Source organism: Pseudomonas sp. LFS044, from assembly GCF_047978245.1.
Lineage (GTDB): Bacteria > Pseudomonadota > Gammaproteobacteria > Pseudomonadales > Pseudomonadaceae > Aquipseudomonas.
Genome location: NZ_JBFPFX010000013.1, coordinates 118,724 through 141,214 on the forward strand (window position 1 = coordinate 118,724; position 22,491 = coordinate 141,214).

At 62.2% G+C, this 22,491-nt stretch carries 15 protein-coding genes; 12 read left to right on the forward strand and 3 right to left on the reverse strand.

Annotation, left to right across the window (positions count from 1 at the left end; genetic code table 11):
• Positions 1 to 75 precede the first annotated feature (75 nt).
• From ACNQPL_RS13405 to ACNQPL_RS13420, 4 genes are all read left to right on the forward strand, one after another.
• Positions 76 to 849, forward strand: a complete 774-nt coding sequence (locus ACNQPL_RS13405) for a class I SAM-dependent methyltransferase (protein ID WP_346615104.1) — start codon at positions 76 to 78, stop codon at positions 847 to 849.
• A 13-nt stretch (positions 850 to 862) separates the two neighbouring features.
• Entirely contained in the window at positions 863 to 1,309 is a 447-nt protein-coding gene (rnhA, locus tag ACNQPL_RS13410) for a ribonuclease HI (protein ID WP_012315304.1), read from the forward strand.
• Between the two features lie 108 nt (positions 1,310 to 1,417).
• Positions 1,418 to 2,122, forward strand: coding sequence for a DNA polymerase III subunit epsilon (dnaQ, locus tag ACNQPL_RS13415; RefSeq protein ID WP_387531428.1), 705 nt, complete (start codon positions 1,418 to 1,420; stop codon positions 2,120 to 2,122).
• 92 nt (positions 2,123 to 2,214) lie between these two features.
• Positions 2,215 to 4,464 carry an Orn/Lys/Arg decarboxylase N-terminal domain-containing protein gene (locus tag ACNQPL_RS13420; protein ID WP_416467003.1) on the forward strand — a complete coding sequence of 750 codons (2,250 nt, stop codon included), beginning with the start codon at positions 2,215 to 2,217 and terminating at the stop codon, positions 4,462 to 4,464.
• Here the strand turns inward: ACNQPL_RS13420 and ACNQPL_RS13425 are convergent.
• Positions 4,448 to 4,666 (reverse strand): hypothetical protein, encoded by a 219-nt coding sequence (locus ACNQPL_RS13425; protein ID WP_346615103.1) that lies wholly within the window; start codon positions 4,664 to 4,666, stop codon positions 4,448 to 4,450. The genes ACNQPL_RS13420 and ACNQPL_RS13425 overlap by 17 nt on opposite strands.
• 156 nt (positions 4,667 to 4,822) lie before the next feature.
• Between ACNQPL_RS13425 and ACNQPL_RS13430 the strand changes: the two genes are divergently transcribed.
• Together ACNQPL_RS13430 and ACNQPL_RS13435 are read left to right on the forward strand one after the other, a co-directional pair.
• Complete coding sequence (locus tag ACNQPL_RS13430) at positions 4,823 to 5,383, forward strand: NADPH-dependent FMN reductase (protein WP_346615102.1); 561 nt, start codon at positions 4,823 to 4,825, stop codon at positions 5,381 to 5,383.
• A 126-nt stretch (positions 5,384 to 5,509) separates the two neighbouring features.
• Complete coding sequence (locus ACNQPL_RS13435; RefSeq protein WP_416467004.1) at positions 5,510 to 9,967, forward strand: NEL-type E3 ubiquitin ligase domain-containing protein; 4,458 nt, start codon at positions 5,510 to 5,512, stop codon at positions 9,965 to 9,967.
• 137 nt (positions 9,968 to 10,104) lie between these two features.
• Here ACNQPL_RS13435 and phnX read toward each other — a convergent pair whose 3' ends face one another.
• Together phnX and ACNQPL_RS13445 are read right to left on the reverse strand one after the other, a co-directional pair.
• On the reverse strand, positions 10,105 to 10,932 hold the full coding sequence (phnX, locus tag ACNQPL_RS13440) for a phosphonoacetaldehyde hydrolase (RefSeq protein WP_416467005.1): 828 nt from the start codon (positions 10,930 to 10,932) through the stop codon (positions 10,105 to 10,107).
• Between the two features lie 34 nt (positions 10,933 to 10,966).
• A complete protein-coding gene (locus ACNQPL_RS13445; RefSeq protein WP_416467006.1) occupies positions 10,967 to 12,073 on the reverse strand; it encodes a 2-aminoethylphosphonate--pyruvate transaminase in 1,107 nt (368 codons plus the stop codon).
• Between the two features lie 133 nt (positions 12,074 to 12,206).
• Here ACNQPL_RS13445 and ACNQPL_RS13450 point away from each other — a divergent pair, with 133 nt between their 5' ends.
• The 6 genes from ACNQPL_RS13450 to ACNQPL_RS13475 all read left to right on the forward strand — a co-directional run bounded on the left by ACNQPL_RS13450 (position 12,207) and on the right by ACNQPL_RS13475 (position 22,486).
• Positions 12,207 to 13,070, forward strand: a complete 864-nt coding sequence (locus tag ACNQPL_RS13450) for a LysR substrate-binding domain-containing protein (RefSeq protein ID WP_346615098.1) — start codon at positions 12,207 to 12,209, stop codon at positions 13,068 to 13,070.
• A 64-nt stretch (positions 13,071 to 13,134) separates the two neighbouring features.
• The gene (locus ACNQPL_RS13455; RefSeq protein ID WP_416467007.1) at positions 13,135 to 14,157 is read left to right on the forward strand and encodes an AraC family transcriptional regulator; all 1,023 of its coding nucleotides are present in this window, start codon (positions 13,135 to 13,137) and stop codon (positions 14,155 to 14,157) included.
• A 101-nt stretch (positions 14,158 to 14,258) separates the two neighbouring features.
• Positions 14,259 to 18,767 carry an NEL-type E3 ubiquitin ligase domain-containing protein gene (locus ACNQPL_RS13460; RefSeq protein WP_416467008.1) on the forward strand — a complete coding sequence of 1,503 codons (4,509 nt, stop codon included), beginning with the start codon at positions 14,259 to 14,261 and terminating at the stop codon, positions 18,765 to 18,767.
• 88 nt (positions 18,768 to 18,855) lie between these two features.
• The gene (locus ACNQPL_RS13465; protein WP_416467009.1) at positions 18,856 to 20,502 is read left to right on the forward strand and encodes an AMP-binding protein; all 1,647 of its coding nucleotides are present in this window, start codon (positions 18,856 to 18,858) and stop codon (positions 20,500 to 20,502) included.
• Between the two features lie 10 nt (positions 20,503 to 20,512).
• Positions 20,513 to 21,280 (forward strand): SDR family NAD(P)-dependent oxidoreductase, encoded by a 768-nt coding sequence (locus ACNQPL_RS13470; RefSeq protein WP_416467010.1) that lies wholly within the window; start codon positions 20,513 to 20,515, stop codon positions 21,278 to 21,280.
• A 12-nt stretch (positions 21,281 to 21,292) separates the two neighbouring features.
• Positions 21,293 to 22,486 carry an acetyl-CoA C-acyltransferase gene (locus tag ACNQPL_RS13475; RefSeq protein WP_416467011.1) on the forward strand — a complete coding sequence of 398 codons (1,194 nt, stop codon included), beginning with the start codon at positions 21,293 to 21,295 and terminating at the stop codon, positions 22,484 to 22,486.
• The last annotated feature ends 5 nt before the right edge of the window (positions 22,487 to 22,491 follow it).

Below are 22,491 nucleotides of genomic sequence, written 5' to 3' on the forward strand. Positions count from 1 at the left end.
CGTATCGCCAAGCGTGGCACATGAGGGCATCTTAGCCGCGATGGCGCGGTGCGAGAACCTTCGAGGGAGAGCGCAATGACCGACCAAGCCTTTGCCCAGGCCGACCCGGACTGGGTCGAACTGATCAGCCTGGCCCGTGAGTGGTTCAACGGCCCACTCGGCCAACTGATGCTGAAGGAAGAGGAAAAACTGCTGGAGGAAGAGCTCGGGCGCTTCTTCGGCGGTTACCTGGTGCATTACGGCCCCTGCGCCGAAGCGCCGCCCAGCGCACCCCAGGTGCAGCGCAACGTGCGCCTGGGTGCGCCGTTGCCAGGGGTGGAGATCGTCTGTGAGGAACAGGCCTGGCCATTGAGCGAGCACGCCGCCGACGTGGTCGTGCTGCAGCACGGCCTGGACTTCAGCCTGTCGCCCCATGGCCTGCTGCGCGAGGCAGCCAGCGCAGTGCGCCCGGGTGGCCACCTGCTGATCGTTGGCATCAACCCCTGGAGCAGCTGGGGCGTGCGCCACTTCTTTAGCCATGGCGCGTTGCGCAAGGCCCGCTGCATCTCGCCGTCCCGGGTGGGCGACTGGCTCAACCTGCTGGGCTTCGCGCTGGAGAAACGCCGCTTCGGGTGCTATCGTCCGCCGCTTGCCTCGCCGGCCTGGCAACAACGCCTGGCGGGCTGGGAACGGGTTGCAGGCGGTTGGCAAAGCTCGGGCGGCGGTGTTTACCTGCTGGTGGCGCGCAAGATGGTGGTCGGCCTGAGGCCGCTGCGCCTGGAGCGCCGCGAGCCGATGGGCAAGTTGCTGCCATTGCCTCTGGCCAAGGTCAACCGCACTGCGGCAAGCCCTGACACCGAAAAGCACTGAACATGAGTGGTACATGAGCGATAGCGTCGAGCTGTATACCGATGGTGCCTGCAAGGGCAATCCCGGCCCGGGCGGCTGGGGCGTCCTGTTGATCTACAAGGGCGTCGAAAAGGAACTGTGGGGCGGCGAGCGCGAAACCACCAACAACCGCATGGAGTTGATGGCTGCGATTCAGGGTCTGATGGCGCTGAAGCGCGAATGCGAGGTGGTGCTGACCACCGACTCGCAGTACGTGATGAAGGGCATCAACGAGTGGATGGTCAACTGGAAGAAACGCGGGTGGAAGACCGCCGCGAAAGAGCCGGTGAAGAATGCCGACCTGTGGCAGCAGCTCGATGAGCAGGTCAACCGGCACAAGGTCACCTGGAAGTGGGTGCGCGGGCACATCGGCCACCCTGGCAACGAGCGCGCCGACCAGCTGGCCAACCGTGGTGTCGACGAGGTGCGCGCCAAGCGTTGAGCTGGGGTACAATCCCCGGCTTTGTAACTGATGCAAGTCGGAGCGCCCCGCGTGGAGCAGCAGCAACAAGATAAACGCCTGGTCATTCTCGATACCGAAACCACCGGCATGCCGGTCAGCGAAGGCCACCGGATCATCGAGATCGGGTGCGTGGAAGTCATGGGCCGGCGCCTGACCGGTCGGCATTTCCACGTGTACCTGCAGCCGGACCGCGAGAGTGACGAGGGGGCGATCAACGTCCACGGCATCACGGACGCCTTCCTGATCGGCAAACCCCGTTTCGGCGATGTGGCCGACGAGTTCTTCGAATTCATCCAGGGCGCCACGCTGGTCATCCACAACGCGGCGTTCGACGTCGGCTTCATCAACAACGAATTCGCCTTGCTGGGGCAGCGCGACCGCGCCGACATTTCGCAGCACTGCACCATTCTCGATACCTTGCTGCTGGCGCGTGCCCGCCACCCCGGCCAGCGCAACAGCCTCGACGCGCTGTGCAAACGTTACGACATCGACAACTCCGGCCGTGAGCTGCACGGCGCATTGCTCGACTCGGAATTGTTGGCCGACGTCTACTTGGCGATGACCGGTGGCCAGACCAGCCTTTCGCTGGCGGGCAACGGGCAGGACGGTGACAACGATGGTCAGGGCAGCGGTGGCAGCGAGATTCGCCGCATTACCGGGCGTGCGCCAGGGCGGGTGATCATGGCCAATGCCGAGGAGCTGGAGGCGCATGCCGAGCGCCTGGCGGCAATTGCCAAGTCGGCGGGCGGGCCTTCGATGTGGCAGGCCTTGACCGAAACACCTGCCGGCTAGCTGATCGTCCGTACCGGCGACAGGGCCAGCACTTTAACCATCAGGCTCAACTACCCTGAGAGGACGATCCGTCCTTCGGAGGTAGCCGCCTGATGTACAAGGACCTCAAGTTCCCGATCCTCATCGTCCACCGCGCCATCAAGGCCGACAGTGTTGCCGGCGAACGCGTGCGGGGGATCGCCGAAGAGCTGCGCCAGGACGGTTTCGCCATCCTCGCCGCCGCGGATAACGCCGAAGCGCGCCTGGTTGCCGCGACCCATCACGGCCTGGCCTGCATGCTGATCGCCGCTGAAGGCATTGGCGAAAACACCCACCTGCTGCAGAACATCGCCGAGCTGATTCGCCTGGCCCGCCAGCGTGCGCCGAACCTGCCGATCTTCGCCCTTGGCGAACAGGTCACCCTGGAAAACGCCCCCGCCGAGGCCATGAGCGAGCTCAACCAGCTACGCGGCATCCTCTACCTGTTCGAAGACACCGTGCCCTTCCTGGCCCGCCAGGTGGCCCGTGCCGCGCACAATTACCTCGACGGCCTGCTGCCGCCGTTCTTCAAGGCCCTGGTGCAGCACACCGCACAATCCAACTATTCCTGGCATACGCCCGGCCATGGCGGTGGTGTGGCCTACCGCAAAAGCCCGGTGGGCCAGGCCTTCCATCAATTCTTTGGCGAGAACACGCTGCGCTCGGACCTGTCGGTCTCGGTGCCGGAGCTAGGTTCATTGCTCGACCATACCGGGCCCTTGGCCGAGGCCGAAGCCCGCGCCGCGCGCAACTTCGGTGCCGACCACACGTTCTTCGTCATCAACGGCACCTCCACCGCCAACAAGATTGTCTGGCACGCCATGGTCGGCCGCGACGACCTGGTGCTGGTGGATCGCAACTGCCACAAGTCGGTAGTGCACGCAATCATCATGACGGGCGCCATCCCCATCTACCTGTGCCCGGAGCGCAATGAGCTAGGCATCATCGGGCCGATTCCTCTCAGTGAGTTCAGCCCCGAGTCGATCCAGTCCAAGATACTGGCCAACCCTTTGGCCAAGGGCCGTGAACCGCGCATCAAGCTGGCGGTCGTGACCAACTCCACCTATGACGGCCTGTGCTACCACGCCGGGCTGATCAAGCAGGCCCTGGGCAGCAGCGCCGAGGTGCTGCATTTTGACGAGGCCTGGTTCGCCTATGCGGCGTTTCATGAGTTCTTCACCGGCCGCTATGCCATGGGCACCGAGTGCACGGAGGGGAGCCCGCTGGTGTTCAGCACTCATTCGACGCACAAGCTGCTGGCAGCCTTCAGCCAGGCGTCGATGATCCACGTGCAGGACGGTGCGCAGCGGCAACTGGACCGCGACCGCTTCAACGAAGCATTCATGATGCACATCTCCACTTCCCCGCAGTACAGCATCCTGGCGTCACTGGATGTAGCGTCGACCATGATGGAAGGCCCCGCCGGGCGGTCGCTGCTGCAGGAAATGTTCGACGAGGCGTTGAGCTTTCGTCGTGCCCTGGCCAACCTGCGCGAGCACATCGCTGCGCACGATTGGTGGTTCAGTATCTGGCAACCGCCGGCAGCAGAGGGCATTGCCCTATTGGCCGCGCACGACTGGCTGCTGCAGCCGGGGGCGCATTGGCATGGCTTTGGCGAGGTGGCTGACGATTATGTGCTGCTCGACCCGCTCAAGGTCACCCTGGTGATGCCAGGGCTGAGTGCCGACGGCGTTCCAGGCGAGCATGGCATTCCAGCGGCGGTGGTCAGCAAGTTTCTCTGGGAGCGCGGGTTGGTGGTGGAGAAGACCGGCCTGTACAGCTTCCTGGTGCTGTTCTCCATGGGTATCACCAAAGGCAAGTGGAGCACGCTGCTGACCGAACTGCTGGAATTCAAGCGCCATTATGATGCCAACACTGCTTTGAATCTGTGCCTGCCCAGCATCGTTGCGGTCGATGGGGCGCGCTATCAAGGTATCGGCTTGCGTGACCTGTGCGACCAACTGCATGACTGCTACCGCGTGAATGCCACGGCCAAGCAGCTCAAACGGCTATTCAGCCGTTTGCCGGATGCAGCACTCAGCCCGGCTCGGGCTTACGACCAGATGGTGCGGGGAGAGGTGGAGGCGGTGCCGATAGAAGCGCTGCTCGGCCGCATCGCGGCGGTGATGCTGGTGCCGTACCCACCCGGCATTCCGTTGATCATGCCAGGCGAGCGATTCACCGAAGCGACCCGCTCGATCCTGGAATACCTGGCGTTTGCCCGTGCCTTCAACAGCGGCTTCCCGGGCTTCGTCGCCGATGTGCATGGCCTGCAGAACGAGACCGGCACCTACACCGTGGACTGCGTCAAGGAATGCGAATGATTTCGACGCCCGTTTGTGCCAGTTCGAAGCGGTCTTCACCCAGGTGGTTGACCCGGTCGCCGATGGCCAGGCGATAGGTGGTGATCGGCGAGCCCAGGGCGCTGCCATCGGTCTGCAGGGTGGACTCCTGGAACTCGTGAACGGGGTAGATACGGCCTTCGGCGTCACGGGCGTGGAATTGGCCGACCATTACTGCTGCCATTTAGGTGAAAACCTCTGAAATACGTAGGAAATGTCTGCCTGAATAGACCGTGGAAGGTACCCGGAAGTTTTCCGCTCCGTTAAAAAAAACCAAAGCGCCGAAGAACGGTCATCTATAACTACCAAGTCTCTTACCCAGCAAAGGTTGGAAATCGCCATGAGCCAGGTGTATTCGGTAGCGGTCGTCGTCGGCAGCTTGCGCAAGGACTCCTACAACCGCAAGGTGGCCCGCGCCCTTGCAGAGCTGGCGCCGTCCAGTCTCAACCTGAAAATCATAGAGATCGGCGACTTGCCGTTGTACAACGAAGATGTCGAGGCGGCTGGCGTGCCAGAGCCCTGGAAACGTTTTCGCGACGAGATCCGCCACAGTGATGCGGTGCTGTTCGTTACCCCGGAATACAACCGTTCAGTACCCGGCGCGCTGAAGAATGCCATCGACGTGGGCTCACGGCCGTATGGGCAAAGCGCCTGGAGTGGCAAGCCGGCTGCGGTGGTCAGCGTGTCGCCGGGGGCCATTGGCGGGTTCGGTGCCAACCATGCCGTGCGTCAGTCGCTGGTGTTCCTCGACATGCCGTGCATGCAGATGCCAGAGGCCTATATCGGTGGGGCGGCGACCCTGTTCGAGGACAGCGGCAAGCTCGGTGACAAGACCCGGCCGTTCTTGCAGGGCTTTATCGACAAGTTCGCTTCGTGGGTGAAGTTGAACCGGGCGGTCTGAATTCAAGCCCTCACCGGATGCCAGGCACGGCCTCGCCAGCCGTGCACGCGGCATCCATTCCAACTGCGGTGATGCCGAGGCCCTCCTACAGTATTGGCGCTCCTGAACCTGATTGCTGGAGCGACAATGACGCACAATTCCTCGGCGACACGCACGGTCGATGAAAAGACCCTTGCTGCCACTGACGACTTTATCGCCGCAAGGCTGCCAGCGTGGTTGAAGCGCGCCTCGCGTGCCCAGATGACGAGGTTGCGTGCCGCCTTCAATGCCCATCAGGCCAGCCAGGCGCGCCTGCGTGGGCTCACCCTCAAGCTTGAACCGCTGGATGTATTCGCCGAAAAGCATCTCAAGTCGCTGTTGGCCAAGCCGCTGCCTGCGGGGGTGGAGTTTTCGCAGCTCGAGTGGCTGGAAGTGACGCCCTGGATCGGTACGCTCGGCAGCTCTGACATGCAGGCGTTTGGTTACCAGGCATCACGCACCGTCGGCATCTTGAGGCTGATGAGCAACTTCGAATCTGACAGCCCCTTATACGCAGGCTCTGGCCTGGTCGCGCCGGGGCATGATGAGGTGTTGTCAATCTCGGAAACGTTGCTTGCGGCCGAGTGCAGAGGGCTGGATGTGGGGCAAAAGTACCAGGATGAACTGGAACGGATATTCAATGCTACGGCCTTGAGTATTCTGGCCGACGACAAGCGATCCGGGCTTGCGTTGGCAGGCAAGATTGCAGCGATGAAAGGCGACATTACGGCCGAGGTGGAAATAGCGCTGCTCGAGATGACCCGTGCAGAGTCGCACCTTCATAAGTCGGGGCTGCGCGGTTATGGTGGCACTTTGCAGGTGCTTGGCCAGGCAGCAGCCGACGGCATGCTCGTCCGGTTGCGCAATGTGCAGGGTACGCAGAAGGGTATCCTGCTCTACTTGCCAAGCGATCCGCAGCAGGCCTTGCGCTATTTTGCTGATGAAGCGTCGATGAACAGCGCCATGGCCACCTTGCTGCAAGGTAAAACCTATCGCTCGTTTTTCTCTCAGTTGATCAGCCTGAGCGCTCGGGCCAATTTTGTCGACCTGCTCGGCAAGCGTCTCCAAGACCCATCCCCTGATCTTGAGATGGAAGGTGTTGTGATTCAGGGCAGCATTTTTACAGCGCTGGCCAGCGCCCAGGTCGAGCGCACCATGGCAGATGCGCGGATGCTGTTGGTGCCAACCGCCGAGGCCGATGCCAAGGCAGCCCGCGCCAGGCACGAGGCCTGGAAGTCGGCAGGCCTCAACCTGATCAATCTGGCAGGGCTGTTCATCCCGGTGGTCGGGGCCGTGTTGCTGGGGCAACTGGTACTGCAGACCTTGGGTGAGGTCTTCGAAGGCGCGCAGGACTGGTACGAGGGCCACCGGCATGAAGCATTGGAGCATATGCTCGGTGTCGCCGAAGCGCTGGTAGCGACAACGGCGACCGTGGTTGGCGTGATTGTGTTGCGCAGCGCCTGGGTAGCTGCCCTGGAGCCCGTCAATGTGCGAACCGGCACTCAGCGTTTGTGGGACGACAGCCTCGTACCTTACGAGTCGGTACCTGAAAATATCAGCCTGCGTTCCGACGGCTTGTATGGCGATGGCAGTCAGCGCTGGCTGCGCTCCGGTTCGCGTTACTATGAAGTGCATCGGCCCGAACCTGAGGGCCCCTATCGGCTCCGCCATTCACGACGTTCAGGCGCTTACGAGCCCGTCGTGCTGCATAACGACGAGCGCTGCTGGCGGCCGATTTGCGAACGGCCCTGGGTGTGGGCTGACAACGCGCAGATGCTTGACAGGTTGTGGCCACAGCACCCGATGATAGACGCGCAGCGGGCCGAGCAGGTACTGCGCGTAGCAGGGGTCGATCAAGACGAGCTGCGCGGCATCCTGATGGAAAACCGAGCGTTGCCTGTCAACCTGCGGGAAACCCTGCGCAGCTTTGAAGCGGACGGGCTGATCGAGCGCTTCTTCGATCATTTGCAGCGCAAACGTCTGGATGCACAGGACGAGGAACTGCTGACGTGGTGCGAGTCATCTCCCGATGTCGGCAAAGGCATTGCGCAGGTGCTGGGGGCGAAGCTGCAACTGCGTGGCAAGCTTTACGCGCACCTGACGCGTCTGGACCGTGTTGGCGATGACCCGTTGCTGCAGCAGTTGAAGAGGGATTTTCCTGGGTTGGGGGATGCGTATGCTCAGATGCTGGCAGGCGAGGCCAGTACAGTAGAACACAATGAAGGGTTCAGAACCGGCAAGCTGCCCCTGGCTTTGGCGCTCAAGGCGGCGTCGTTATTGCGTGTTGCGAGAATCAACAAGGCCTTGGCGGGCCTCTACCTGGCCAATGGATATGCCACCGAGACAGGCGAATTGGTATTCGCATTGCTCAATCAGCTGGGGCCTCGGACCATCAACATCAATCTGTGTGAAGGTGAAGTTGACGGGCGTGTTGTTGCAAGCCTGGTGGCGCAGGAACAAGGGACGCCGTTGCGGATACTCGTCCACCAGAACGGAAAGTTCAATGTTTTCGCGGCCAATGGCGGCGAGGTCACGGTTTCAGCAGGCGACCCAGGAGATCTCTTCCAGGTAGTCGTCGCACTGCTAACCCCCGCTCAGCGTGTCGAGTTGGGAATAGCGGGGAGTGACGATGCAAGTCAGCTGCTCCTGGCTCGGGCGCTGGAGCAACTGCCTCGAACTCATGAAGAAATTGCGCGTTTCCTGGAATGGCCGGAACGTGCACGCTGGATCAACCCCGGGCAACGCCTGGACGATGGCCGGGTCGGTTACTTGCTCAGTGGTCGTGGTCAAGGCCAGCGCAGAACCCCAAGGGACGTGTTGCGAGACGGTCTGCGCCGGTACTTTCCTGGCTTGAGCGAAGCGCAGATTGACGAGGAGCTGCAACGCAGGCTTGAAGGACAGGCATCGGCGTACGAGCTTCTGCTCGAGGTGCAGAACGAGCATGAGCAACTGGAAAGGGCGCTGCAGCGCTGGCAGGGGAGTGAGCTCAACGATACCCGGCGGCGCACGCGGGGTTACGTTGCCCAGCGCATGCGAAGCGCCTGGGCTGCGCAGGGCGAGCGTTTCCCCGCCGACAATGGCGGTGTAGCAGGGCAGCGCCTGACCCTCACCGGCCTGAATATCACCACGCTTCCAGAGTTACCCCTGCGCCTGAATTTCACTTTCATCACTTCATTGGTGATGGAGGGTACAACGATTACCGGAGTGCCGACACAGTTTCTCAGTTCATTCACCAGCTTGCAGGTGTTGAATATGGGGGGGAATACGCTGCTGCGCATTCCCGAGGGTATTTCATACCTGATCGAACTGCGCGAGCTGCGCTTGGCGCGTAATAACATCCGATTGGATGCGGCAGCCCAGCAGGCCTTGAGCACGCTGCCGCGTCTTGCCTATCTCGATCTCAGCCACAATCCGCTGGGCCAGTTCGCAATGAGGTTCAATCACCTGTCGCACATGGTGAGCCTCTTTATGCGCAATTGTCGTTTGGGTGCCTGGCCGGAGGGTGTGGAGCTCTGTGGCTTTCTCGAAATAGCTGACTTGCGTGACAACCAGCTGCACGCTGCGCCTGATGTCTTGCTGCAGATGCCTTATGAGTTTCGCCGCATTTTTCAACTCGACGGCAACCCTTTATCTAGCCAGGCATTGCAGCGTTTCTATGCGTTGGACAGCATTCCGGAAGAGCCGGCGCAGTTGCGGATCGCGGCGACCGATGCCCGTGCATGGTGGGTCGGCGAGGATGCCGCACTGCGGGTTGTTCGTGACACTCGTTGGAGCGCATTGACGGCATCGGTAACTGGGGCACGGCTTGTTGCACTGTTGAGCGAACTTATCGAGTTCGCCGACTTCAGCTGGCCGCGATCGTATCTGATCGAGCAGGGTTGGGATGTGCTGAACGAATGGGAACACAATGCGGAATTTCGCGGGCAAATCGACGGATTGATGGAGCGGCCGCTGATGGATCACAACGCGGCTATCGAGCGCTTCAGCCAGTTGACTTTACGCTTGCATATCGCCCGGGCAGAGGCCCTTGTAGCGGCTGGGCGGAGTGCCGACCTGGTGGATCTGGGGCGGGCGCTCATGCGCCTGGATTTTCTGGACCAGTACGCGCGACGGGATATCGCCCAACGTCAGACGTTGCGAGTACCCGTAGACCGTACAGCCATTATCCTGGGCTATCGGGTGCGTCTGCGGCAGCGCTTGAGCTTGCCCCGACAGCCGCTGGCAATGCGCGAATCGCAGGACGGTAGGGTAACCGAGGACCAGTTGCTGGAGGCATTGCGTGCCTTACGTGAGGCCGAAACACCTGAACACTTGGCCGCTAGCCTGTGTCGACGCTCGTTCTGGCGGCGACACCTGGCACTGGTGAATGCTGAACCTTTCAACGACCTGGTACAACTCTACGAGCAGAGGCGCAACGTGATCGAAGGGCAGCGCGCTCAGTTGGGTGAGCCGCAGTACCGGAACGACCTTGACGAGTTGGACAATGAGCAGGACGCCGATACCCATGCCTTGAGGCTGGAGCTCACCTTGCGGCTCGTTCGCAGCCTGGAAAGAAGTCGAGGTTGAGTGCGGGGCGCGGCCGTATTCGCTGACCTTGTTCCCCCGCGTGACGAACAGGCGCTTTTGCGGGTAGACCGCGCCCACAGGTTCGATGGCGAAGCTGTGGGCACGCTCTTGCCCGCGATGGGGGCAGCACCGCTGCGTCAGAACGCCTGCGGCATCTCACCCTTGACCAAGCGCCGGTTGATGTCGGCGATCACCTCGGGCAGTTCATTGATGGTGTCGATCAGGTAGTGCGGGCGCGAGCTTTCGAACATTGCGTGAATACGCTTGCGCTCGCTCTCCAGCTTCTCTGCGCTCAAGGCACGGTAACCTTCCCAGGTCAGGCCCAGCGCGTTGCCGGAGCACACCAGGGCCACAGTCCACATGCCGGCGCGGCGACCTTCCAGGATGCCCGGCACGGTATCGTCAACCTTCACACAGGCCGCCACATCGTCGATGCCCAGGGCAATCACGTTGGCCAGTGCCTGGGCCGGCCATGGGCGGCCGTTCGGGGTTTCGTCGGTGGCCACCACGTGGTCGGCGACATAGCCGTTCTGCGCCGCCAGCTCCACCACCTTGTCCATCACCACTTTCGGGTAGCCCGAGCACGAGCCGATCTTCAGGCCGCCCTTGCGCAAGCCGGTGAGGGTGTCCAGGGCGCCAGGGATCAGCGCCGAGTGCACAGCGATCTTTTCGATCTGCAGGGGCATGAAGCGGTTGTAGATGGCGGTGACGTCATCGTCAGTCGGGGTGCGGCCGAATACTGTGCGGTAACGCTCGGCGATGGCAGGCACGTCGCACAGGGTGCGTATGTGGTCCCACTTGCCCATGCCCATCGGGCCACGGGCTTCTTCAATGGACACCTGCACGTCGAACTCGGCGAAGGCTTCGACAAAGATCTGCGTCGGGGCGAAGGAGCCGAAGTCGACCACGGTGCCGGCCCAGTCGAGGATGGCGGCTTGCAGCTGGGTAGGGTTGCTGTAGTTCATGTGCGCTGATTCCTGAAATCGGGTGGGCAAAGGGTCAGATATCCAGTACTTCCATTTCCCGTAGCACGTCGGCCACGGCATTTACAGCGGCTTGCATGCCGTCCGGGCCGACCACGCCTATGCAGCCGACGCGGAAGGTCTCGACCTGGGTCAGCTTGCCTGGGTAGAGGATGAAGCCCTTGGCTTTGACCCGTTGGTAGAAATCCGTGAACTGATAGCGAGTGTCGTCAGGGGCGTGGAAGGTGACGATGATCGGCGCCTGGATGTCGGCCGGCAGGAAGCTGCGCAGGCCGATGGCAGCCATGCCGTCGAGTAGCGTCTTGCAGTTATTGGCGTAGCGCTGGTGGCGGGCGGGCAGGCCGCCTTCCTCGTTGTATTGCTGCAGCGCCTCATGCAGTGCAGCCACGACGTGCGTGGGCGGCGTGAAGCGCCACTGGCCGGTCTTGGCCATGTACGTGTGCTGATCGTGCAGGTCCATGGCCAGCGAGTGGGCGTTGCCTTCGGCGGCGGCCAGTGCGGTTTTTTCGACGAAGACGAAGCCCATGCCCGGTACGCCTTCCAGGCATTTTCCAGAGGCGGCGATCAGCGCCTCGAAGGGGATTGCGCGGGCATCGATCGGCAGCGCGCCGAACGAACTCATGGCATCGATGATCAGGCGCTTGCCGTGGCGCTTGATCACCTGGGCGATCTCCGGCAGCGGGTTGAGGATACCGGTGCTGGTTTCGCAGTGGATCAACGCCACGTGGGTCACGGCCGGGTCAGCGGCCAGCAGGCGATCGACATCGGCAGCAGTGGTCGGCTGATCTTCGGCGGTTTCGAAAGTAGTGTAGGTGCGCCCCAGAACCTTGCAGATCTTTGCCAGGCGTTGACCGTAGGCGCCGTTGATCAATACCAGCACCTTGCCGTCGCGTGGTACCAGGGTGCCGATGGCGGCTTCCACGGCAAAGGTGCCACTGCCCTGCAGAGGGACGCAGTGGTGGCTGGCGCTGCCGTCGATGATGGCGAGCAATTGTTCGCAGACGCTGGCAGTGAGTTGGTTGAAGTCGCGGTCCCAGGAGCCCCAATCCACCAGCATGGCTTGGCGGGTGCGAGCGGAGGTGGTCAGGGGGCCGGGGGTCAGCAGGATCGGGGCGATGCTCATTCCGTGGTTCCTCACAAGCGGCGGGTGGTCAGCCGAATAATCTGGCGCTGAAACTACGGGGCTAGGTTGCAATTCCCCTTCCTATCAATCAAATTGTTTGTTGTTATTCGAGCTATAAGTCAGGCCGATAAATATGAACCTGTTTCAGCTACGTGCCTTCGATGCAGTTGCCCGCGAAGGCAGCTTCACCCGCGCCGCCGCGCGGTTGTTCATCAGCCAGCCGGCGGTCACCGGGCACGTCAAGGCGCTGGAAGAGCACTACCAGATCACCTTGTTGCGGCGCACCGCACGGCGGGTCGAGCTGACCGAAGAGGGCACCCGCCTGGCAGCCATTACCCGGGCCATGTTCGGCCTGGCGCAAGAAGCACAGGCGATGCTCGAGGCCAATCGGCAGTTGCTCACTGGCCGCCTGGAGGTCGCTGCGGACGGCCCGCACCGGGTCATGCCGATGCTCGCTCAGTTGCGCGAGCGTTACCCGGGCATCACCGTCAACCTGCGCCTGGGCAATGCTCAGGAGACGCTGGCTGCATTGCTTTCCGAACATGCCGATGTTGCCGTGCTGACCGAGATCGAGCCACGCAAGGGCCTGTACCTGCAGGCCCTGTGCGAGTCGCGCCTGTGCGCGCTGCTGCCGGCGGGGCATGCCTGGGCGAGCGGCGAGGGGGATTTGCCGTTGGCCGAGCTTAACCAGCAGATCATGGTGTTGCGTGAGCCCAGTTCTACCACCCGCCGCACTTTCGATAAGGCCTGTGCCGCAGCGGGTGTGCACCCCCGTGTGCTGCTGGAGCTGGACAGCCGCGAGGCGGTCACCGAGGCGGTGGCTTCGCAGCTGGGCGTTGGGGTGGTTTCGTCGACCGAGGTGGCCAACGACCCCCGTGTGGTGGCGCGGCCGCTCACCGGAGAGGGCCTGGTCAATCAGCACATGATCGGCTGCCTGGAGCGTCGTCGCGAACTGCGCTTGATTCAGGCATTCCTGGGCCTGGCCGCGAACCTGTGAGGCAGGGCTGGTGTTTTTCCTGACCGGGCCTAAGATGGCCGGCACAGATCAATCTGGATGGCCGATGAGCGAAAAAGACACCATCTCCATGCAATTGGTGCGCGAAGCGCTGTTGCAGACCTGCCCGGCAGGGCAACCCGATGTCGGTGTGCTGCGGCCTGCCGGCATCGACCCGGCGCAGCTTGAGCTGCCAGAGGCGCGGGTGAGTGCTGATGCCTATGCCCAGCTTTGGCGGCTGCTGGCGCGACGCTGCAACGATGAATTCTTCGCCATGGACCCGCGTGGCCTGGCCGTCGGCAGCCTGGCCTTCATGACCCGTGCAGCCATGGCCCAGCCGACGCTCGGTGAGGGGTTGGACGTCGCGCTGGGTTTTCTTTCGTTGATGCTCGCGGACCTGCATCCAACCCTGATACGCCAGCAGAGCCTGGCTGAAATCGTCATCAACGAACCCCGCGAACAGTCGCGGCGAGCCTTCACCTATTTCACCTTCTGGATGATCGTGCACGGCGTCGCCTGCTGGCTGGCGGGCCGGCGCATCCCGATCCTGGCCATCGACCTGCGCTGCGCTGAGCCTTCGTTCTGCGATGATTACCGGGTCATGTTCTCGGAAAGTTTGCAATTCGATCGGCCGCGTACGCGCATGATCATTGCCGCCGACAGCCTTGACCTGCCAATCAAGCGTACGCCCCAGGAATTGCAACGCTTCTTGGCCGAAGCGCCGGGCAATATTCTGGTCAAGTATCGCGACCCTGCCAGCCTGGGGCGGCGTGTGCGCAACGATCTGTTGCATCGGCACCCCAATCAGTGGCCCGACGCCGACGCCCTGGCCCGGCAGTTGTGCTTGTCACCTTCCACCCTGCGCCGGCGCCTGGCCGAAGAAGGGCAGACCTACCAAGGCCTCAAGGACAGCGTGCGACGTGAATTGGCGATTGCCTGGCTCAGCGAGGCTGAACCCGCCATGGCGGACATTGCCGAGCGGCTGGGGTTTGCCGACAGCAGCTCGTTCTACAAGGCCTTTCGCAAGTGGTTTGGCTGCAACCCCGGCCATTACCGTGCGTTGGTCCAGGCGCGTGAGCCTCACTGCTGAGCGGCTGTCTGCCTTGACTGCGACAGCTGTTCGGCTTCCCTCTGAAGCGTTGCCGCAATGAGTGAAAGATTGTGCCCTCTCATCAGCACAGAGGGTTCCTCATGCGCACATTTCCGGCTGTACCCAGTACCCGTAACAGTGTCACTGCCCAAGATATGCAAGAGGCTGCTACGGCTTTTACCGAATCGCTACCTGAATGGATCAAAGGTGCCTCAAAAGCCAACATCTACAAGCTGCGAGTATTGATCGCCAGCCATAGAGCCAGCCAGATAGCCGTGGCCGGGGCGACCAAGGCAGCGGTACCCCTGCAGGCGTTCGCCGAGAGCAAATTCTCCGAAGCCCTGGCAGGCATGCTGCCCAGTGGGCAAACACTGAACGCGTTGCAGTGGCGAAGGAAGACTCGCAGACCGGTTGGCCATTCGGTTCCCCACCTGGAAGACGCTTTTGAAGTGCAGCCAGCGTTGTCGCGCCTGGTGCAGAACTTCGCCGAAGATGACATCCCCTTGAGCGGCAGTGGTCTGGTTGTCCAGGCTGACGATGAAGGGGTCATTGGCAATACCGCGCAATTGATCGAAGCGTGCCGCCAATTGGATGCTGGAAAGCAGTACCAGGCACTGCTTGATCAACATTTCACCCAGAACAAGGCGCTGCTGGTGGCGGACAAGCTTGCGGGCTTCAAGCTGGCCGTGCAGGTCGCCTTTCTCAAGGGCAAGATCGACAACGATGTCCGAGACGCACTGGAGCACTGTGCCGAAAGCCCTGGCGGCACGGCTACCGAGCCCAGGCTCACGGCGTACCCAGGGCTGATGTCCATGCTGGGGGTGCTGGTTCATGAGGCTTTGATAATCCAGTTGAAAACGGCCGATGGCAACAGTGCAGGTGTCGTGACCTACATGCCTGGCGATGCCGACAATCCACTGCGCTGGCACAGCTCCACCCAGGAGTTGCAAGTTGAAATGGTATCCGCCCTGCAGCACCAAGGTTATCAGCGTGAACTCCTGCAATTGATCGCGCTGGATGCTCGCAGCGCGTTTTTCCAGCAGCTGCAATTGCGCTTGATGGATGACGTGCCTGACCTGCAGATAGAGGGCATGACCGGGCACGGCACAGTGTTCACCCGCTGGGTGGATGAGCAGGTCGAGCGGGTGCGCGCGGATGCCAAGGTGCTGCTCGTACCTACCGCAGACGCTGATGCCGAGGCCAGCCGTGAACGCCTGGAGGACTGGACGTCGCTTGGCTGGGGGCTGGTCGGGCTGGCCGGGTTCTTCATCCCCGCGGTAGGGGCCGTGCTGTTGGGGGCGTTGCTGAAGGATGTTTGCGCCCAGGTGTTCGAAGGCGTTACAGACTGGGCCAAGGGGCATGACCACGAAGCATTGCAACATGCACTGAACGTGGCGCAGGTTGTCGTTGCCACGGGGGCTGCGGGGGGTGCGGGCGCCGCTGCTGGCCGTTTGGTCGACAGGGTGCTGGAAGAGGGCCTGGAAGCGGTCACGTTGGACGATGATAGCCAAGGGCTGTGGAACGGCGACCTGAGTATCTACCAGCGTGAATTGCCGGATGATGCGGTCATGGGTGCAGATGGTTTGTATTTCAAAGGCAACCGCCGTTGGCTAAGGGTCGACGAGCACTATTACGAGGTGCATCAGCCGAGTGAGAACGGGGCCTGGCGGCTGCTTCATCCCGACCGGCCACAGGCTTACGGGCCGGTGCTGCAGCGCAACGCCGAGCGCCTGTGGCTGTTACCTGACGACTCGCCCATGGGCTGGAATGACCCACAGCAGATGCTCGCCCGCCTTTGGCCACAGCAAATTCCCCTTGACCAGCTACGTGCCAAGCAGGTGCTGCAAGCGGCTTGCAGCGATATAGACGAACTGCGCGGGATCCTGGTGGAGAATCGTCCTTTGCCGGCGAACTTGCGCGATACCCTGCGCCGTTTCGAGGCCGATGAAAGGATCGAGCGCTTCTTCAGGTCGCTGGCGCCCGGTGCGACGGGGGCCGATGACCTGGCGCTGCTTGACTGGTGCGAGCAGCGCCTCGATTTAGCTCAGTTGACAGCCGCCGAGCGACATGGGGCGATTCTTGATCAACAGATCCAACTACGTCAGGACCTGTTAGATCACCTCACATTTGTCGAGCCGGGTTCTGACCTTGTTGTTCAAGTGCTGAAGCGGGATTTTCCTGGCTTGCCTACCGATTACGCCATCGAATTGGCCTGTCAGGTGAGCGCAGACGAGCGGGAAGAGGTGCAGTTGCGGCAGCGGCTGCCCTTGTCTGTCTCCACCAAAGCGCGCTCCCTGCTTCAGCTCGCCAGGCTGAATCGTGCTGTACAAGGCGTGATGCTGCGAAACGCGTTCTGTGATAGCAGCGACGAGTTAGCGCTGGGACTGCTGTCCAGGCTTGACCATTGGTCTTTCTCGAGTCGCCTCGAAATACGCCTCGAGTCGGCGGAGGGGCGCTTGCTGGCAGCTATCAACACGCAGGCATCGCAGGGAGAGCCAATAACGATGGTACGTCATGCGGGGGCGTTCCGGTTGTATGACGCTCAAGGCCTCCCGCTGGAAGAGCAGAGCAGCGTTCCCGATGACTTCTTCCAGGCCATTGCCACCGTACTGACAGCGGCACAGAAAACCGCCCTTGGCCTCGGCAGCGAGGATCAGGCAGGCGAGCTACGGCGACAGGTCGTCAAGCAGCTGCCCACAGGCCGGCAAAAGCTGGTGAGCCAATTGGCCTGGCAGGAGCAGCCGGGCTGGTTCAATCCGGGGCAGCAGCTGGACGATGGCCGTGTCGGGTATCCGCTGGGCGGCAGTGCCTCTCAGCTGCGCAGGCCGGGGTGGCGGGCCCGGCGGCGATTGGCCAGGCTCTATCAGGGCGATTCGCCCAGGCAGATGGATGAGCATTTGAATCGCATTCTGGACGCTGCCAACCCCTACGCAGCTCTGGTTCTGGAAGAGCAGAACTGTCAGATGCTCGACCATTGCCTGGGGACGTGGATAGCTGATGGGCCAGAAGGGGAACGGGCAGCGCGTCGCCTGCTTGGGCAAAGGTTGCTACAAGCCTGGCGCAGGCAGTTGCCGGTCGATGCCCACGGGAATGGTTTGCGCGGCTTCGTTCTGGACCTGAGTGGGCATGGTGTGAGCAGCTTGCCTCAACTGAATGCCGCGATCGACTTCCATCACATCACCGCCCTGGCCATGGTCAATACGCCACTGCAGGTGGTGCCAGATGCCTTCCTCAGTTGCTTCAGGCATGTTCGCCGTCTGAATATGGCGCGCAACCGCCTGGAAGCACTACCGGTCGGCATTCGGCATCTGCGGGGGCTTGAAAGGCTGGACCTTTCATACAACGGTATTCGCAACGGCGAGCGTGTGTCTGAGGCGCTCAGCACACTGACCGAGCTGCAGGAGCTGGACCTCAGCGCCAATCCGGCGATCCGCAGTTTGTATCTGAGCAACTGGGCTTCAGGGCTCAGGCGCCTGCACCTGAGGGAGTGCGGGTTGCTGGAATGGCCTGAGGGCCTGGAGCGGTGCCGATTATTGCGCTGGATCGACCTGCGTTCCAATCATCTGATCAACGTACCTGCAGCCATCCAGGCAATGCCGTATGGCTACCGTATCTCAATTTTGCTGCATCGCAACGCCATTGAGGAAGCGCAACTGGAGCGCCTCTATGCGCGCCCTGTGCATGTCCATCCGCCGGCCGCCCACCCCGCGCCTCAGCTACTTGCTGCCAGGGATGTCTGGGTGACTGGTGAGCATGTGCAAGCGCGCGGGGAAACGTGGGATCGGTTGTTCGCTGAGCCACGACGCAGTGAGCTGGACACGATCCTGGGCAGGCTGCAGCAAAGCAGCGACTACAGCAATAAGGCGCTGCGCAGTGAGCTGGACGCCCGAGTGTGGACGATACTTGACGCCATGGACACCGACACTGAGCTGGCCAATAACGTCCATGCCTATGTTCGCGGCACTACTTGTGTAGATGATGTCGCCGATCTATTCAGCGAGCTGCATCTGCTTGTATTGGTGGAGAATGCAACGCGATCGTCAGCAGAGGCCGGGCAGCAACAGGCGTTGCTCGAGCTGGGCCAGGGGTTGTTCCGGCTCACGCTGTTAAAGGAACATATCGGCAGGTACATCGCTGAAAAAACCGTGAGCAAGCCAAACCTTGATGCCATCGAAGTCAGCCTTTATTTCCGATTGGCCTTGGCCGAAGAGATGAAGCTGCCAAGCCAGCCGAGCTCGATGATGTTCGGTGCGATAGCCAACGTCAGCGAGGCGGATCTTGATGCTGCACGGGCCTTCGTCAGGGATGCGGCCACAGTCGAAGCGAAAGCCGCTTTCCTGAGCCAGCAGACCTTCTGGTGTGAATGGGTGGAAAAGCAACACGCGGAGGCGTTTGCTCCCCTGCTCGACCAATTCCAGGAAAGTCTGGACGAAGTGTTTGAACAGCGGGGTGAGATCGACGACGCGCCATATTGGGAACAAAGCAATGAGTTGTCCAGGCAGCTTGCACAAAACAAAACCCGTTTGGTGATCTTGCTGACCAAACCCATGCTGACGCCCGACGCAGATCCAATCCTGCCAGCTGGCGACCAAACCGGTCATCCAGATTGACAGCTTTGGCCATTGCCCGTCAGGGCATGTAGCGACAACATCGTCAGACCAATGGTGCACTCCAACAATAACAACCAGGAGTCTGACGATGCGTGATTATGCCGATGCCGCCCGTTCGTTCGACCATGCCAAGGCTGCCCGCGCGGCACTGCACGGGCAGCTGAATGCCCTCAATGCCTGTGTCGAATGCTGCGACCGCCATGTTGGCAGCGGCAAGCTGGCGCTGCGGTGGGAAGGCCGTGATGGCGACAGCAAGCAATATACCTTCGATGAGCTGGCCGGCTTGGCGGCACGCTTTGCCAACGTGCTGAAAGCCCAGGGGGTAGGCGCCGGCGACCGTGTTGCCGGCTTGATGCCACGCACCCCCGAATTGCTGGTGACCATCCTCGCCACCTGGCGCCTGGGTGCGGTCTACCAGCCGCTGTTCACTGCCTTCGGCCCCAAGGCCATCGAACATCGCCTGGCGCAGTCCGCAGCGCGCGTGGTCGTGACCGACCAGCAGAACCGTGCCAAGCTGGATGAGGTGAGTGATTGCCCGAAGGTCATCACAGTTCAAGCACGCGCTGGCGAACTGGATTTCCATGCCAGCCTTGAACACATTGCAGATGGCTGTGAACCTGTCATGCGCACGGGTGACGACCCGTTCCTGTTGATGTTCACCTCGGGCACCACCGGCCCAGCCAAACCCCTTGAAGTGCCGCTGCGCGCCATCGTCGCCTTCCAGGGCTACATGCGTGATGCGATCGACCTGCGCCCGGAAGACAACTTCTGGAACCTGGCCGATCCAGGTTGGGCGTATGGCCTGTATTACGCCGTGACCGGCCCGTTGTCGCTGGGCCACGCCACGACCTTCTACGATGGCCCGTTCAGCGTCGAGAGCTGCGCGCACATCATCAACAAGCTGGGCATCAGCAACCTGGCCGGTTCGCCTACGGCCTATCGGTTGCTGATTGCTGCGGGCAGTGAGTTTTCCGCGCCAATCCAAGGCCGCCTGCGGGCCGTCAGCAGTGCCGGCGAGCCCCTCAACCCGGAGGTCATTCGCTGGTTTGCCGACGAACTGGGGGTGACCATCCACGATCACTACGGCCAGACCGAACTGGGGATGGTGCTGTGTAACCACCATGGCTTGCAGCACCCCGTGCATCCAGGGGCTGCCGGTTTCGCCATTCCAGGCCACCGTATCGTCGTGCTCGATGAGCAGGGCGCGGAGCTGTCGGTCGGGCAACCTGGGATTCTGGCCGTCGACCGTGAGCAATCGCCCTTGTGCTGGTTCGGCGGTTATCGCGGCGTGCCTACCCAATCGTTCGTCGGCAAGTATTACCTCAGCGGCGATACCGTCGAGCTCAACGCCGACGGCAGCATCAGCTTTGTCGGCCGCAGCGACGATGTGATCACCACCTCCGGTTACCGGGTTGGCCCTTTCGATGTGGAAAGCGCGCTGATCGAGCACCCAGCGGTGATCGAAGCGGCAGTCATCGGCAAGCCCGACCCGGAGCGCACCGAGCTGATCAAGGCCTTCGTCGTGCTGGCCAAAGGCGTGACACCCACCGCAGAGCTGGAAGATACCTTGCGCCGGCACGTGCGCCAGCGACTGTATGCCCACGCCTATCCGCGTGAAATCGAATTCGTCAGCGAGCTGCCCAAGACGCCGAGCGGCAAGCTGCAACGCTTCATCCTGCGCAATCAGGAAATCGCCAAACAACACGCGCCGCTGGCCACACGCGCCAGCGCCTGAGGGACCCCACATGCAGATCAACCACAAACATTTCATCGTCAGCGGCGCGGCTTCCGGGCTGGGTGCCGCCACTGCGCAGATGCTGGTCGAGGCAGGTGCCAAGGTCATGCTGGTCGACCTCAATGCCCAAGCCGTCGAAGCCAAGGCACGCGAACTGGGTGACAGCGCCCGTTTCGCGGTCGCCGACATCAGCGACGAGCAGGCCGCAAAGGCTGCGGTCGATGCTGCTGTCAGTGCTTTTGGCAGTATTCATGGCCTGATCAACTGTGCCGGTATCGTCGGCGCCGAGAAGGTGCTGGGCAAGCAGGGCCCGCATGGCCTGGCCAGCTTCACCAAGGTCATCAACGTCAACCTGATCGGCAGTTTCAATTTGCTGCGCCTTGCAGCGGCAGCCATGGCCGAGGGCCAGCCTGAAGAAGGAGGGGAGCGCGGCGTGATCATCAACACCGCCTCGATCGCCGCTTATGACGGGCAGATCGGCCAGGCCGCCTATGCTGCATCCAAAGGCGCGATCGCCAGCCTTACGCTGCCTGCGGCCCGTGAGCTGGCGCGCTTCGGGATCCGGGTGATGACCATCGCCCCCGGCATCTTCGAGACGCCAATGATGGCCGGCATGACCCAGGAAGTACGCGACTCCCTGGCCGCCGGCGTACCGTTTCCGCCGCGCCTGGGCCGGCCACAGGAATACGCCGCCCTGGCCCGCCACATCATCGAGAACAGCATGCTCAACGGCGAGGTGATACGACTCGACGGCGCGCTGCGCATGGCTGCCAAGTAAGGAGCATTGAACATGACCCTCGTCAACGATTCTATTGTCATCGTCAGCGCCGTGCGCACGCCCATGGGCGGCCTGCAGGGCGACCTCAAGAGCCTCACCGCACCGCAACTGGGCGCAGCGGCGATCCGCGCAGCCGTCGAACGCGCCGGTATCGATGCCGCCTGCGTCGAGCAGGTGCTGTTCGGCTGCGTGCTGCCGGCAGGCCAGGGGCAGGCCCCGGCGCGCCAGGCCGCGCTGGGCGCAGGCCTGGGCAAACACACCACGTGTACCACCTTGAACAAGATGTGCGGCTCGGGCATGCAGGCGGCGATCATGGCCCACGACCTGCTGCTGGCCGGCACCGCCGACGTGGTGGTGGCTGGCGGCATGGAGAGCATGACCAATGCCCCCTACCTGCTGGACAAGGCCCGCGGCGGTTACCGCATGGGCCATGGCAAGATCATCGACCACATGTTCATGGACGGGCTCGAGGACGCTTACGACAAGGGCCGGCTGATGGGCACCTTCGCCGAGGACTGCGCCCAGGCGGGCGCCTTCAGCCGCGAAGCCCAGGACCAATTCGCCATTACCTCGCTGACCCGCGCGCAAGACGCAATCAAGAACGGCCTTTTCGCTGCCGAGATCGTCCCGGTGGAAGTCACCGAGGGCAAAGAGAAGCGCCTGGTCAAGGATGACGAGCAGCCGCCCAAGGCGCGCCTGGACAAGATCCCGCAGCTCAAGCCGGCCTTCCGTGAAGGGGGGACGGTGACCGCCGCCAACTCAAGCTCGATCTCCGATGGTGCCGCAGCGCTGGTGCTGATGCGCCGCTCCGAAGCAGACAAGCGCGGCCTCGAACCGTTGGCCGTGATCCATGGCCATGCCGCTTTTGCCGATGCCCCGGCGCTGTTCCCCACCGCGCCAATTGGCGCTATCGACAAGCTGATGAAGCGTACCGGCTGGAACCTGGCCGAAGTCGACCTGTTCGAGATCAACGAAGCCTTCGCTGTGGTCACCCTGGCGGCCATGAAGCACCTTGACCTGCCACACGACAAGGTCAATATCCATGGCGGCGCCTGTGCGCTGGGCCACCCGATCGGCGCTTCAGGCGCGCGGATTCTGGTGACGCTGTTGTCGGCCCTGCGCCAGAACAACCTGCGCCGCGGCGTGGCGGCCATTTGCATTGGCGGTGGCGAGGCCACGGCCATCGCCGTCGAATGCCTGTACTGAGGTGA